The sequence below is a fragment of the Streptomyces sp. R28 genome, from assembly GCF_041052385.1.
In the GTDB taxonomy this organism is placed as follows: Bacteria; Actinomycetota; Actinomycetes; order Streptomycetales; family Streptomycetaceae; genus Streptomyces.
On the sequence record NZ_CP163439.1, the window covers coordinates 1,304,462 to 1,318,839 of the forward strand.

The following is a 14,378-nucleotide window of genomic DNA, read 5'->3' on the forward strand; positions in this document are numbered from 1 at the left end:
TCCTGCTGCTCGCCGCCCTCCGCCCGTTTCCGGGATCGCTGAGCTGTCCGGTTCAGGCCAGGTACGGCAGCTCGGCCTCCGCGGTGCCGGCGGGCCAGGTGTGCACCGTTCCGTCCGGGCCGCCGACCCGCAGCTGCCACGGGTGCGGGCTGTCGGTGGTCACGTGCACGTGCCCGCCCCGGCGGCGCAAGTGGAAGCGGGCCGTCTCACCGGGGCCGTCGCTGCCCGGGATCACCACGGTCTGCTCGGCGCCGTCGGCGAAGGCGTGCACCCGCAGCTCGACACCGTCCGCCCAGGCGGAGACCGGGTGTTGGTCGTCGGCGGCCAGCGCGATGACCGAGTCCGGGCGGGCCAGCAGCGGCAGGGTGTGGAAGCCGTGCTGCTCGCGGACCCAGCGCGGACCGGCGACCTGAACACCCGTCAGCACATTGGTCCAGGTGCCTTCCGGCACGTAGTACTCGACCGTGCCGTCGTCGGTGAAGACCGGGGCGACGAGCAGGTCGTCGCCGAGCATGTACTGCCGGTCGAGGGTGGCGGCTGCCGGGTCGTCGGGGAACTCCAGCACCATGGCACGCATCACCGGGACACCAGTGGTGTGCGCCTGCTGCGCGGCGCGCTGGAGGTACGGGGCGAGGCGATGCTTGAGGAGGGTGAACTCGCGGGTGACGTCGACGGCTTCCTCGCCGTAGTCCCACGGCACGCGGTACGACTTGCTGCCGTGCAGGCGGCTGTGCGAGGAAAGCAACCCGAACTGCACCCAGCGCTTGAACACGGCCGGGGTCGGCGTGCCCTCGAAGCCGCCGATGTCGTGGCTCCAGAAGCCGAAGCCGGACAGGCCGAGGGAGAGCCCGCCGCGCAGGGACTCGGCCATGGCCTTGAAGTGGGACTCGCAGTCGCCGCCCCAGTGGACCGGGTATTGCTGACCGCCCGCCGTGGCGGAGCGGGCGAACAGCAGCGCCTCGCCCTCGCCGCGCTCGGCGCGCAGCAGTTCGAAGACGGCCTGGTTGTAGAGGTGGGTGTAGTAGTTGTGCATCCGCTCGGGGTCGGAGCCGTCGTGCCAGACGACGTCGGTGGGGATGCGCTCGCCGAAGTCGGTCTTGAAGCAGTCCACGCCCTGGTCGAGCAACGTCTTCAGTTTCCCGGTGTACCAGTCGCGCGCGGCCGGGTCGGTGAAGTCCACCAGCGCCATGCCGGGCTGCCACAGGTCCCACTGCCACACGCTGCCGTCCGGACGCCGTACCAAATAGCCCTCGCGCATGCCTTCCTCGAACAGCGCCGACTGCTGCGCGATGTACGGGTTGATCCAGGCCGAGATCTTCAGTCCCCGATCCTTGAGCCTGCTCAGCATGCCGGCCGGGTCGGGAAAGGTTTCCATGTCCCAGTCGAAGTCGCACCACTGGTAGGCGCGCATCCAGAAGCAGTCGAAGTGGAAGACGCTCAGCGGGATGCCGCGCTCGGCCATGCCGTCGACGAAACGGTTGACGGTGGCCTCGTCGTAGTCGGTGGTGAAGGAGGTGGTCAGCCACAGGCCGAGCGCCCAGGCCGGGGGCAGGGCGGGGCGTCCGGTCAGCGCGGTGTAGCGCTCCAGGATCTGCTTCGGGGTCGGCCCGTGGACGACGAAGAACTCGAGCGACTGGTCCTCGACGCTGAACTGGACCTGGCCGACCGACTCGGAGCCGACCTCGTAACTGACCTTGCCCGAGTGGTTGACGAAGACGCCGTAGCCGCGGTTGGTCAGGTGGAAGGGGATGTTCTTGTACGCCTGCTCGCTGCTGGTGCCGCCGTCAGCCTGCCAGATGTCCACCACCTGCCCGTTCTTGACGAACGGGGTGAACCGCTCCCCCAGTCCGTACACCAACTCCCCTACGTCGAGGGAGAGTTGCCCGAGCATGAAGTGCCGGCCGGCGGCGTCGGTGACGAAGCCGGTGCCGCGCTCGCCCACGGAGGTCAGCACCCGCCCGCCGGCGGTGAACTCCAGGTGCCACGGCTGGGAGGTGTCCACTCGCAGCGACAGCTCACCGGCACTGAGCTCGACCACGGTGCCGTCCCGGTGCACCTTTCCGGCGGCCGGTTGCGCGCCCGGCAGAGAAAACTCCGGCCCGCGCCGCACCGAACCTGCGTGGTGGGTTGCGCGCACCCCGATCACGCCCTCGGCCGGCGACCAGCACTCGACGGTCAGCAGCGGGCTGTTGAGCGTGCCACCGCGGCTGAGCACCTGCTTCACCGGCGCGTAGAGGGTCATCCGGTGCTCGTCGGCCCGGACGTCCGCGACCTCGGTGGCGTAGCGTGCGGTGACGCCCGGGCGCAGCAGCCAGTAGCCGTCGGTGAACTTCATCGGGTGGATTCCTCCGTCCGCGCGCGATGCACGGTGATCAGGCCCCGGTACCAGTGGTAGCTGTCCTTGGGCGTTCGGGTCAGGGTGGTGTCGGGGTGGTGTCGGGGTGGTGTCGGGGTTGTGGTCGACGTGGACGAGGCCGAAGCGTCGGCTGTAACCGCGCGCCCACTCGTAGTTCTCCAGCAGCGACCAGCCGTCGTAGGCCGCTGTCGGATGGAGTCTCAGGCCCGGGGCAGGTCCCGGTGGTAGAGCGTGACGGCTGGTGCGACACCGGCGGCCAGCAGTTCGTCGATCAACCGGTCGTAGAAGTCAAGGCCCTTGGCGTTGACCAGCCCGGTGCGCTGGGACAGCAGGCGGGGCCGTGCGCGAGAGAAGCGGTAGCCGTCGACGCCGAGTCCGCGCAGCAGACCGACGTCCACGCGGTAGCGGCAGTCGCGGCTCCGAAGCGGAACGCGGCGGGCAGTTCGGGGAACAGGCGCACCCTGGGCCCGGATGCGCAGGACACGGTGCTCAAAGCTCCGGCGCAAGGCCACGCTGGTGCAGCCAGGCCAGTTGGGTGGGCGGGTTGGAGCCGCAGCCGCCGCCGTGGTCGGCGAACGGCCACACGGTCATGGTGCGGTCCTGGCCCGCGTAGTGGTTGAAGGCGGCGTAGACCGTGGAGGGCGGGCAGACCGGGTCCATCAGGCCGACGCTGAACAGCGCCGGAGCGGTGGCCCGTTGGGCGAAGTGGACGCCGTCGAAGTAGTCGAGGGTGGCGAGGGACGCCTCCACCCGGTGGCGGCTGTGCCAGCGCAGGTACTTGGTGATCTCCTGATACGGGCCCTCGCCGCTGATCTGCACGGCGCGGCGGAAGTGGCACAGGAACGGGACGTCCGGCATCACCGCCGCGACGCGGTCCCCGGTGAGACCGGCGACGGCGAGTGCCAGGCCGCCCCCCTGACTGCCGCCGGCCAACACGATCCGGCGGGTGTCGAGTCCGGGCAGCTGCCCGAGCGCGTCCACCGCTCGCACGCAGTCGGTCATCAGGCGCCGGTAGTAGTAATGGTCGGGCGAGTCGATGCCGCGGGTCATGAAGCCCTCGACCCACTGGGTGCCGTCGCCCTCACCCCGGTCCGGGGTGTCGTGGCCCTGGCCGCGGCTGTCGACCACGAGCTGGGCGTAGCCGGCGGAGGGCCAGAACAGGTGGTCGGTGGGCAGTCCGCGACCGCCGCAGTAGCCGATGTAGGTGACGACGACCGGCAGCGGTCCGGCCGCGTCACGCGGACGCAGCAGCCAGGCGGCCACCAGCTCACCCCGCCAGCCGGGAAAACGTACGTCGTCGACCTCGACGGTGCGCAGCAGGTGCTGGGAGGTGACCCGCTCGGCCTTGACCGCCCCGTCGTGCGACCGGGCTTCTGCGAGGGTTCGCTGCCAGAAGGCGTCGAAGTCCTTCGGGGCGGGCGACTCGGGTCGGTAGCCGTCGAGTTCGTCCAGGCCGAAGTCCGTGAGCGGCATGAGGGCTTCCTTCGGGTGAGGCGGTGTCAGGGTGGTCGTGCGGTGCCGCGCCGCTCGGGACGGGTGACGGACCGCCCTTCTCGGGCGGGCTGTCGGTCGCGCGAGTGCGGATGCGGAGACGGAGACGGAGGCGGGTCTCAGTCGGGCGTGACGAGGCTGAAGGCGGCCAGCCGGAAACCGCCCTGCAGCGTCAGCGTGAGGTCGTGGACGCCGTCGACCGGGGTGGCGAGTTCGGCCACGGTGGTCGTCCATGCGTGGCGGTCGCCTGTGACGGGCACGCCGATCTCGGCCAGCAGCCGGTCGCCGGCCCGCAGTTCCAGCCGGGCCTCACCGGCCTCACCGGCCTGCGCGCCCTCCGCGCCGTCCGCGTCCTCGCGGGCGGTCTCGGCCTCCACCCGGACGGCGCCGGTGAGGTCGACTCCGCGGAAGAGCAGCGTCGCGGGCCGGGCCGGGTGGGCCGGGGTGACGGCGTCACCGCTGCTGCGGGTGGCGTCGACGATGTCGATGTCCGTGTGATCGTCGAAGTCGACTGCCGGGGTGCGCCGGTCGAGGACCGTGCGGGGCGCGGGGGCCGTCCCGGTCACCGTGAGCGGCGCGGTGAGGACCGGCTGCTCGGCGGAGCGGGCGACGGTGATCTCGTAGTCGCCGGGGTCGACGGTGAAGGCGCCGGTGACGACGTCCCAGTGGGCGAGCCGTTCGACCGGCAGCCGGAACGTCAGCTCCCGGCTCCCGCCCGGCTCCAGGCGGATCTTGCGGAAGTCGACGAGGCGCTGCCGGGGTGCCTCGTAACGGGCGTTCAGGGCGCGGGCGTAGAGCTGGACCAGTTCGCTGCCGTCCCGTGCGCCGGTGTTGGCCACCGTCACCGTGATCTCGACCTCGCCGTCCTGGGCGAGCGAGGAGTCGGACAGCCGCAGGTCGCGGTGGGCGAAGTCGGTGTACGACAGCCCGTGGCCGAAGGGGTAGAGCGGTGCGGCCCGGTGGTACTGATAGGTCCAGCCGGCCTTGATGATGTCGTAGTCCAGCGGCTTCGGCAGCGGGTCGTCGCCCCGGTACCAGGTCTGCGGCAGACGGCCGGTGGGCTCGGCCTCGCCGAGGAGTACGGCTGCCAGCGCGTGGCCCATCTCCTGCCCGCCGTGGGAGGTCCACACCACGGCGGGCAGGTGCTCATCGGCCCAGTCGACGGCGTACGGGTAGCTGCTCATCACCACCAGCGCCGTCTGCGGGCGGACCGCGAAGACCGTGCGAAGCAGCGCCTCCTGCATCCCGGGCAGGGCGGTGTCCGCGCGGTCCTCGGTCTCGCGGCCGTTGATCATCGGGTGGTTGCCGAGGACGACGACCGCGGCGTCGGCCTGTTCGGCGGCTGCACGGGCCTCGGCCAAGCCGTCGCGCACCAGCTCACGTCGCCAGTGTTCGGCGGTTTCGGGGCTTCCGGCTGTCACCGTCACCCGGCCGTCGGCGGGGTCGACGGCGGCGTAGCGGCCCGTGAGGCGGCTGCGCAGCAGCACGGTGCCCGGCTCGTCGCCGGGGACGGGCTCCAGGAAGAAGGTTTCGTGCACGTCCCAGGTCTTGATCAGTTCCTGGTCCGCTGCGAGCGTGCCGTCGTCCTTGAGGCTGAGGTAGCGGCCGGTGTCGGCGTCCCGGAGGGAGAGCGCGTCGCCGCCCCAGTCGGCCACGTCGAAGGAAGTCCCGCACAACAGGCGGCCGTTGGTGTGCGAGCGCAGTCCGATCCGGTCGACGCCCTCGACGTACTGCACCTCGCCGCCGTGCTCCGCCAGGGCTGCGCGCAACCCGGCCGCGACCGTGACGCCGTAGGGGAGGGTGCCGCTGTACCAGTCCTCGCAGAGCAGGTCGGCGAGGGGGCCGATGACCGCGACGCGGGGTGCGTCGCGCGTGGCCAACGGCAGCAGTCCCTCGTTCTTGAGCAGCACCACCGACTCGGTCGCGGCGCGCCGCGCGAGGGCGCGGTGCTCGGGGCTGTCGATCACCTCGGCACCGATGCTCGCGTACGGGTCGAGGTCGGGGTCGAACTCGCCGAGGCGGAAACGCAGCAGCAGCTGCCGACGGGCGGCCCGGTCGATGTCACCTTCGTCGATCAGGCCACGGTCCAGCGCCTCGCGCAGCCGGCCGATCACGGTCGCGCTGTCCTCGTTCTGGTCCGTGAAGCTGTCGATCCCGGCCTTCAGGGCGGCGGCATGGCCCGCGGCGTGGTCGTCGAAGTAGTGCTCCGGGTCCACCAGGTTGGAGGGTGCCTCGGCGTCGCTGACCACGAACAGCTCGTGGCCGGTCGGCTGCGCCCAGCGCCGCAGTTCCGTCTCGATGAGCGGGCTGACGTGGCAGGGGCGGGCGTTGACGAGGTTGTACGCCGCCATCGCGCCGGTGGCCGCGCCGTCGGCGACGGCCGGGCGGAACGCTGCCAGGTCGTACTCGTGCAGCACGCGGGGCCGGACGCCGGAGGAGGTGACGCAGCGGTCGTCCTCGTTGTTGTAGGCGAGGAAATGCTTGAGCACCGGGGCGGCGCGCAGATAGTCGGGGTGGTCCCCGGCCAGGCCCCTGCAGTAGGCCGTCGCCAGCCGACCGGTGTGCAGCGGGTCCTCGGAGTAGCCCTCCTCGTTGCGGCCCCAGCGCGGATCGCGCAGCAGGTTCACCACGGGCGCCCACGCCTGAAGGCTGTTGGTGCCGGAGCCCGTCGTCGGCGGGCGGTGCCGGTGGAAGGCGCGTATCTCCACCGACACGGCCGTGGCGACCTCGTGCACGAGGTCTTCGTCCCAGGTGGCGCCGAGCCCCACCGCTTGCGGGAAGACGGTGGCCTCGCCGAGCCAGGCCACGCCGTGCAGTGCCTCCGTGCCGGTGCGGAAGGAGGCGATGCCCAGGCGCTCGACGGACGGCGCGTACTGGTGCAGCAGCGCGATCCGCTCGTCGAGCGTGAGCCGTTGCAGCAAGTCGTCGACGCGCTTGGCCGGCGGGAGCGCGGGATCACGGAACGGCAGCCGGTCAGCTTCGGACGGGAAAGCAGAACCCACGGGAGGAACCCCTCGACAAGCGGGAGAGACAGCAGGTGGTGAAGCGCTTCGACGCTGCCATCGCTTCCGATCGGGTGTCAATGCTCGAATTGAAGAAAGTTTCTTTTATTCAGTCCCCTTGTTTCGCTTGAAACATGTCATTACCTTGCATCGCGAGGTGAAGCGCTTCGACGCTCTCTCGAGGGAAGGGCCGGAGTCATGAGTTACCCAACCCGCCGACACGAAGGAAGCCGAGACACCACCATGGTGACCATCGCGGACGTGGCCCGGCGCGCGGGCGTCTCGCCGAGCACGGTCAGCTACGTGCTCAACGGCCGGACCTCGGTGTCCGAGGTGACCCGGCGCCGAGTGGAGCGCTCCGTGGCCGAGCTCGGCTACCACCCCAACGCCGGTGCCAAGGCGCTGGCCGGCCGCCGCTCGCGCATCATCGCGCTGGTCATGCCGCTGCGCACCGACATGTACGTCCCGGTCATGATGGAGATCGCCCTCTCCGTCACCACGACCGCACGCCGTCGCGGGTACGACGTCCTGCTGATCACGAGCGAGGAAGGCCCTGAGGGCGTGCGGCGCGTCGCGGCGAGCGGTCTCGCGGACGGCGTGATCCTCATGGACGTAGAGCTCGACGACCCGCGCATCCCGGTGCTGCGGGAGCAGGGTACGCAGGCCGCGCTCATCGGCCTGCCCGACGACGCGCGCCAACTGTCCTGCGTGGACCACGACTTCGCGACCGCCGGGGCCCTCTGCGCGGACCACCTCGCCGATCTCGGCCACCGGGCCATCGCCTTCATCGGTTACGGCTTCCGGATCTACGAACGGCACGCCGGGTACGCCGAACGCACCCTCGCGGGGTTCGCCGAACGGGCCGCAGAGCGCGGCCTGAGCTTCCTGCACCGCCCGTGCGAGGGCACGTACGAGAGCACCGCCCAGGCGCTCGACCGCATCTTCGCCGAGCGGCCGCGAACCACCGGGTTCGTCGTGCAGAACGAGGGGGCGATCGGCCCGCTGCTCAGTCTGCTGCGCACCGGCGGGCGGCCGGTCCCCGAGGGCGTCTCGGTGGTCGCCCTCTGTCCGGAGCAGCTCGCCGAGCAGCAGACACCCGCCCTCACCTCGGTGTCGGGACCGGCCACGGAACTGGGCCGGGTGGCGGTCGAGCAGGTGCTGCGCCGCCTGGACGCCGCGTCACAGGACACGGCACCGGAGGACGAACGTGTACTGCTGGCACCAACCTTGACGGTTCGTCAGAGCTCCGGTCCGGCGGAGCTGTCGTAAGCGCCCGTGAACCAGCCGGCCCAAGCGCCCGTGAACCAGCCGACTCAAGCGCCCGTGAACCCGGCGACCCAGCACGCTCCACCGACGCACCGACGCACCGACGAAAGGACCCACGGTGTCCGACCAGCGCCCGGCGGACGCGAGCTTCACCACCCCCGTCGTCCCCGGCTTCCACCCCGATCCCAGCGTCTGCCGTGTCGGCGACGACTACTACCTGGCCTGCTCCAGCTTCGAGTACTTCCCCGGCATCCCCCTCTTCCACAGCCGCGACCTGGTCCACTGGACGCAGATCGGCAACGCCCTCGACCGGCCGGAGCAACTGCGCCTGCCCAGCGCCATGCCGTCGTCCGCCGGCATCTACGCGCCCACGCTGCGCCACCACGACGGCCGCTTCTGGCTGATCGTCACCAACTGCAGCGAGGGCGGCGGCAATCTGCTCGTCACCGCCACCGATCCGGCGGGCCCCTGGTCCGACCCCACCTGGCTGCCCGGCGTCAAGGGCATCGACCCGGATCTCGCCTGGGACGAGGACGGCACCTGCTGGTGCACGGTCGCCGGGGTCTCGCAGGTCGCCATCGACCCGTCCACGGGGCGCACGCTCGGCGAGTACCGCAGGCTGTGGTCCGGGGGGCCCGGCGCCAAGGCCCCGGAGGCGCCGCACCTGTACCGGATCGGCGCCTACTGGTACCTGCTCATCGCCGAGGGCGGCACGGAGCGAGGGCACGGGGTCTCCATCGCCCGCAGCCTCACTCCGAACGGTCCCTTCGAGCCGTGCCCGGCCAACCCGATCCTCACCCACCGCGGTACGGACCACCCGGTCCAGAACACCGGCCACGGGGACCTGGTGCAGGCCCCGGACGGCTCGTGGTGGATGGTGTTCCTCGGGGTACGGCCGCGCGGCGGCACCCCCGGCTGGCACGTCCTCGGCCGCGAGACCTTCCTCGCCCCGGTCACGTGGGAGGACGGCTGGCCCGTCGTCGGCGAACTCCTCGCGCCCGGCGACGACGTGCCCGGCGACGACGCGTTCGGCGAGCCGTTCCACGACGACTTCGACCTCAGCGAGCTGCATCCGTCCTGGATCTCCGTACGCGACCGGTCCCCCGAGCACTGCACCACCAAGGAGCGCCCGGACTCACTCACGCTGCGCGCACGCGGCGCCTCCCTGGACGAGCCGGACGCCGTCTTCATCGGCAGGCGCCAGCAGCATCCGGCGTGCCGGGCGCGCACGTCGATCGATCCGGCGCAGGGCTGCGGCGGGCTCGCCGTCCGGCTCGACGAGCAACACCACTACGGGATCGAGGCGGACGGCGCCCAGGTGCGGGTGGTCTCGCGCGTCGGCTCGGTGCGCGCCGTCGTGGCCGCACAGCCGGTGCCCGCGGGCCCGATCGTCCTCGGCGTGCGGATCACCGAGCCGCCCGCACCGCACGACGCACGCACCGGACCCGACGTCATCTCCCTCGGCATCGAACTGCCGGACGGCACCTTCACCTCGCTCGCGACGCTCGACGGCCGCTATCTGTCGACCGAGGTGGCCGGCGGTTTCACCGGCCGTGTCATCGGCCTGTACGCCGCCCAGGGCGTCGTCCACTTCGACTGGTTCGGTTACGAGCCGCTGAAGGCGTGAGGCATCAGCGCCTCTTCGCCTCCCCTGGCGGGCGGCCCTGTTCGGTGATCCCCGCTCCCTCCAAACCACCGCCTGTACGCACGTCCCGCAGGCGGAGCGCCCCCAACCACAGGAAGGTTCAAGGGACATGAGAGAGCCGCACAAAGACGCACGCCGTCCCGGCAGCGTACCGAGGAGGCTGACGACCCTGCTGCTCGCACTGGTCGCCGCCCTCGGGTTGACCCTCGGTACCGCGCTCACCACTCCTGCCGCCGAGGCCGCCCCGATGCAGGTGCACGCCCCCGCCCGTGCCATGGACGCCGTTGCCGCGATGCAGCCCAGCTGGAACCTGGGCAACACCCTGGACGCCATTCCGGACGAGACGTCCTGGGGCAACGCGCTGACCACCAGGGAGCATTTCGCCAAGATCCGCGCGGAAGGCTTCCGCAGCGTCCGCATCCCGGTGACCTGGACCGACCACCAGTCCGCCACCGCCCCCTACGCCATCGACGCCACGTTCATGAACCGCGTCGAACAGCTCGTCGACTGGGCACTCGCCGAGGGCCTGTACGTCGTGATCAACGTCCACCACGACTCGTGGCAGTGGGTCGGCAAGATGCCCGCCGACCACGACAACGTGCTCGCCCGCTTCAACGCCACCTGGACCCAGATCTCCGCGAGGTTCCGGGACGCGCCGCGCACCCTGCTCTTCGAGGGCATCAACGAGCCGGAGTTCGAGGGCGCCACGGACACCCAGAAGGCCCAGCTCCTGCACGAGCTGAACATCTCCTTCCACAAGATCGTGCGCTCCTCGGGCGGCGGGAACACCGACCGTCTCCTCATGCTGCCCACGCGGTACTGCAAGCCGGACCAGAACCTCATGGACGACCTGTACGCCACGATCAACGGGCTCAACGACCGCAACCTGGTCGCCACGGTGCACTACTACAGCTGGTATCCGTTCAGCGTGAACATCGCGGGCGGAACCCACTACGACGCCGCCGCGCGGAAGGACCTGGACGACTCCTTCGCCCGTATGCGCAACACGTTCGTCGCCAGGGGCATCCCCGTCTACCTCGGCGAGTACGGTCTGCTCAGCTGGCCCGATCACCACCACCCCTCCCGTGTCGAGCGGGGCGAGGCGCTGAAGTACTTCGAGCACTTCGGCCACGCGGCGCGGCAGGCCGGCGTCACCACCGCCCTGTGGGACCCCTTCGCCTACCTGAACCGCGCCACCCTGCAGTGGCGGGACCCCGAGCTGTTCGCCTGGATCAAGTCGAGCTGGACCACCCGCTCGGGAACCACCTCCTTCGACAACGTCTTCGTGCCGAAGTCGAGCCCGATCACGGCCCAGACGCTCACGCTGAACCGCAACGGCACCAGCTTCCAGGGCCTGTGGCAGGGCAACACACAGCTTGTCGCGGGACGGGACTACACCCTCTCCGGCGACCGGCTCACCTTCACCGCCCCTGCGCTGACCAAGCTGGTCGGCAACCGCGAATACGGCGTCAACGCCACGCTCCAGGCCAGGTTCTCCCGGGGCCTGCCCTGGAAGATCCATGTGACGACGTACGACACCCCGCATCAGGCGAACGCGACGGGAACCAGCAGCTCGCTGCCCATACCGACCCAGTTCCGCGGCGACCAGCTCGCCACGATGGAGGCCAAGTACGCCGACGGCAGCAATGCCGGCCCCTCCGACTGGACGGCGTACCAGGAGTTCAACGTCTCGTTCACTCCCGACTACGCGAACAACACCATCGCCCTCACCGACAAGTTCCTCGGCTCGCTGCGTGACGGCGCACCGGTGACGCTGACCTTCCACTTCTACAGCGGCGCCAAGACCACCTACCACGTGACCAAGTCCGGTACGTCCGTGACTGGTTCGACCTCCTGACCACCCACCACCTCCCGTCCCGGCCGCCGGGATCCACGACCGGATCCCGACGGCCGGGACTCATCCGTCTCCTCTTCCTCCTCAAGGACTCCGCATGACCCATCTGCCCGCGCGCGTCCTGTTCGGCGCCGCCTACTACCACGAGTACCAGCCGTACGAGCGGCTCAAGACCGACCTCGATCTCATGGCGGAGGCGAAGTTCACCGTCATCCGTGTCGGCGAGTCGGTCTGGTCCACCTGGGAGCCGGAGAACGGCCGCTTCGAGCTCGACTGGCTGCAACCCGTCCTGGACGGCGCCCACGAGCGCGGCATCTCGGTCGTCCTCGGCACTCCCACCTACGCGGTGCCGCCGTGGCTGGCCCGGCAGTACCCGGAGATCGCCGCCGAGGACGCCACCGGGCGGCGCGCCGCGTGGGGCGGTCGGCAGGAGGTCGACATCACGCACCCGGCCTTCCGTTTCCACGCCGAGCGGGTGATCCGCGCGATCGCGGCCCGTTACGCCGCCCACCCCGCGGTCATCGGCTTCCAGGTCGACAACGAGCCGGGCCCGCGGCTGCCGCACAACCACGGTGTCTTCCAGCGGTTCGTCGACGACCTGCGGCAGCAGTACGGCGATGTGGAGACCCTCAACCGTGAGTGGGGGCTGGTGTACTGGTCGCACCGGCTGTCCACCTGGGCCGACCTGTGGAAGCCGGAGGGCAACGCGCAGCCGCAGTACGACCTGGCCTGGCGGGCGTTCTCGGCCCGGCAGACCACCGAGTTCATCGCCTGGCAGGCCGCCATCGTGCGTGAGTACGCGAGGCCGGACCAGTTCGTCACCACGTGCCTGGCCTACTGGTCTCCGGGCCTGGAGGACGACGAGCTCACCGACAGCCTGGACGTCACCGCGGGCAACCCGTACTACGACATGCAGGACAGCCTCACCATGCCGGAGCCGCCGCACGCGAAGCTGCCGGGGCAGTGGATGGACTACGGGGCGTGGGCGCTGCACCAGAGCGCCGACCGGATCTACTCCTCGCGCCAGGAGCCGTTCCTGGTCACGGAGACCAACGCCCAGGCCATCGGCGGCACGTCGGACAACCGACCCGCCTTCGACGGGCAGTGGCGGCAAGCCGCGTGGGCGCTGGTCGCGCGTGGGGCCCGCATGATCGAGTACTGGCACTGGCACACGCTGCACTTCGGCACCGAGACGTACTGGGGCGGGATCCTCCCGCACAGCGGACGGCCGGGGCGAGCGTACGGTGAACTCGCCCGCCTGGGTGCCGAGTTCGAGCGGGCAGGAGACCTGGTCGCCGGGATCACACCGGACGCCGACATCGCGATGGTGTACTCGGCGCCGAGTAAGTGGCTGATGAACAAGTACCCGCCGCTCGCCGGTCCCGACGGCGGTCCGGACGGGGGTGCGTACGAGGGCATCTTCGACCCGTTCTACCGGGGTGCGTTCGAGGCGGGGCGCCAGGTACGGATCCTGCACGCACGCCAGTTGCACGATCCGCGCGGCGAACGCCCGGGGCTGTCACCGCAGGCGGCGGCCGAGCTGCACCCGGTACTCATCGCCCCCGCGCTGTACGTGGCGGACGACGGCACGCTCGACTGGCTCGGCGCCTACGCGGAGGCGGGCGGCCACCTCGTCCTCGGCCCCCGTACCGGTTACGGCGACCACGAGGCGCGGGCCCGCCACGAGGTGGCACCGGCGCGGCTGGTTCAGGCCGCGGGCGTCCGGTACGACGAGTTCAGCAACCTGCACGCCGACCTGCCGCTGCGCACCGCGCCGGACAGCCCGCTGCGGCTGCCGGACGGCGCGGTGGCCACCCGCTGGGTGGAGGGGCTGGCCGTCGAGGACGCCGACGTCCTGGCTGAGTACGACCACCCGCACTTCGGGCGCTGGCCCGCCGTCACCACCCGCCGCCATGGGGCCGGACGCGTCACCTGCGTCGGCACCGTACCCGGCCGCGATCTGGCCCGCGCGCTCGCCGCCTGGCTCGCACCCTCCCCGTGCGGCGGCTGGCAGGGCCTGCCGGACTCGGTCACCGTCGCCACCGGCACCGCCCCCGACGGCCGGCGCGTCCACGTCGTCCACAACTGGAGCTGGCAGCCGGCCACCGCCCAGGCCCCGGTGGATCTGACCGACGCCCTGGACGGCAGCGCGATCCCGGCCGGTACGTCCGTGCGGCTCGGCGCCTGGGACGTCCGCGTCCTCGCCGCGGCACCGGGGTCTCCCACGAAGGGCCGGTGACACCGGCCACGGAACCGACCAGCAACGGCAACTCGTCGCCCTGTGACCGTAGTCGTGCCGCTGCAACAGCCTGCCGGCCAAGGCGAGCCCACCGGCAGGCCCCGGCAAACAAGAGCATGACGTTGATTCCGTAACCGACGGAGCTCGGCAGGTGGGTCGTCAGACACGACGACCCACCGTGCGCCGGCCATGCCCGTTCAGCGCCTTGAGCGCTCCGCCGGACTCCAACGGGCCACGTGCCGGCGGACACGGCCGTCGGCCGGTCATCCTCGCCCCCACCTCGACGGATCCCGGCCTGATCCACGCACCCGGTGAGCCGGCTGCACCTGCCCAATGCGCAGCCACGACGGCGTACTCCGCTCCATCGACGCCGTCCTGGAGCGGACGAGTCCCGAGCGGACGGGTCCCGAGCGATCGCGCCTCGGCGCCGGCATGAACGGCACCGGACGAGTCCTGCCCGCCACCGCCATCGCGTTCCCCTTCAGCCATCCCAGTATCATCAGCGTCACTCTCGGGATGCGAGG

7 protein-coding genes and 2 pseudogenes are annotated in these 14,378 nt (G+C 71.0%); 4 read left to right on the forward strand and 5 right to left on the reverse strand.

From position 1 onward, the window contains the following. Window positions 1–52: 52 nt before the first annotated feature. The 5 genes and pseudogenes from yicI to AB5J49_RS05645 form a co-directional block, all read right to left on the reverse strand. Window positions 53–2,335: an alpha-xylosidase gene (gene yicI, locus AB5J49_RS05625; RefSeq protein WP_369167334.1), complete on the reverse strand. Its 2,283-nt coding sequence runs from the start codon at window positions 2,333–2,335 to the stop codon at window positions 53–55. A gap of 123 nt (window positions 2,336–2,458) precedes the next feature. Beyond that, a pseudogene (locus tag AB5J49_RS05630) lies at window positions 2,459–2,560 on the reverse strand (family 1 glycosylhydrolase); the annotation flags it as partial. Then, window positions 2,560–2,763: pseudogene (locus AB5J49_RS05635) on the reverse strand (family 1 glycosylhydrolase); the annotation flags it as partial. The pseudogenes AB5J49_RS05635 and AB5J49_RS05630, both read right to left, overlap by 1 nt. Window positions 2,764–2,845: 82 nt before the next feature. Continuing rightward, complete coding sequence (locus AB5J49_RS05640; RefSeq protein ID WP_369167335.1) at window positions 2,846–3,829, reverse strand: acetylxylan esterase; 984 nt, start codon at window positions 3,827–3,829, stop codon at window positions 2,846–2,848. A 137-nt stretch (window positions 3,830–3,966) separates the two neighbouring features. After that, window positions 3,967–6,849 carry a glycoside hydrolase family 3 C-terminal domain-containing protein gene (locus tag AB5J49_RS05645; RefSeq protein ID WP_369167336.1) on the reverse strand — a complete coding sequence of 961 codons (2,883 nt, stop codon included), beginning with the start codon at window positions 6,847–6,849 and terminating at the stop codon, window positions 3,967–3,969. 243 nt (window positions 6,850–7,092) lie between these two features. Between AB5J49_RS05645 and AB5J49_RS05650 the strand changes: the two genes are divergently transcribed. From AB5J49_RS05650 to AB5J49_RS05665, 4 genes are all read left to right on the forward strand, one after another. Beyond that, window positions 7,093–8,118, forward strand: a complete 1,026-nt coding sequence (locus tag AB5J49_RS05650) for a LacI family DNA-binding transcriptional regulator (RefSeq protein WP_369167337.1) — start codon at window positions 7,093–7,095, stop codon at window positions 8,116–8,118. Between the two features lie 115 nt (window positions 8,119–8,233). Further along, complete coding sequence (locus AB5J49_RS05655; protein ID WP_369167338.1) at window positions 8,234–9,742, forward strand: glycoside hydrolase family 43 protein; 1,509 nt, start codon at window positions 8,234–8,236, stop codon at window positions 9,740–9,742. Window positions 9,743–9,869: 127 nt separating this feature from the next. Then, on the forward strand, window positions 9,870–11,618 hold the full coding sequence (locus AB5J49_RS05660; RefSeq protein ID WP_369167339.1) for a cellulase family glycosylhydrolase: 1,749 nt from the start codon (window positions 9,870–9,872) through the stop codon (window positions 11,616–11,618). 94 nt (window positions 11,619–11,712) lie between these two features. Then, on the forward strand, window positions 11,713–13,854 hold the full coding sequence (locus AB5J49_RS05665; RefSeq protein WP_369167340.1) for a beta-galactosidase: 2,142 nt from the start codon (window positions 11,713–11,715) through the stop codon (window positions 13,852–13,854). Window positions 13,855–14,378: the final 524 nt, after the last annotated feature.

Coding starts and splice junctions, on each gene's coding strand:
- AB5J49_RS05665 (WP_369167340.1), top strand. CDS start 11,713: ATGACCCATCTGCCCGCGCGCGTCCTGTTCGGCGCCGCCTACTACCAC.
- yicI (WP_369167334.1), bottom strand. CDS start 2,335: ATGAAGTTCACCGACGGCTACTGGCTGCTGCGCCCGGGCGTCACCGCA.
- AB5J49_RS05650 (WP_369167337.1), top strand. CDS start 7,093: ATGGTGACCATCGCGGACGTGGCCCGGCGCGCGGGCGTCTCGCCGAGC.
- AB5J49_RS05640 (WP_369167335.1), bottom strand. CDS start 3,829: ATGCCGCTCACGGACTTCGGCCTGGACGAACTCGACGGCTACCGACCC.
- AB5J49_RS05660 (WP_369167339.1), top strand. CDS start 9,870: ATGAGAGAGCCGCACAAAGACGCACGCCGTCCCGGCAGCGTACCGAGG.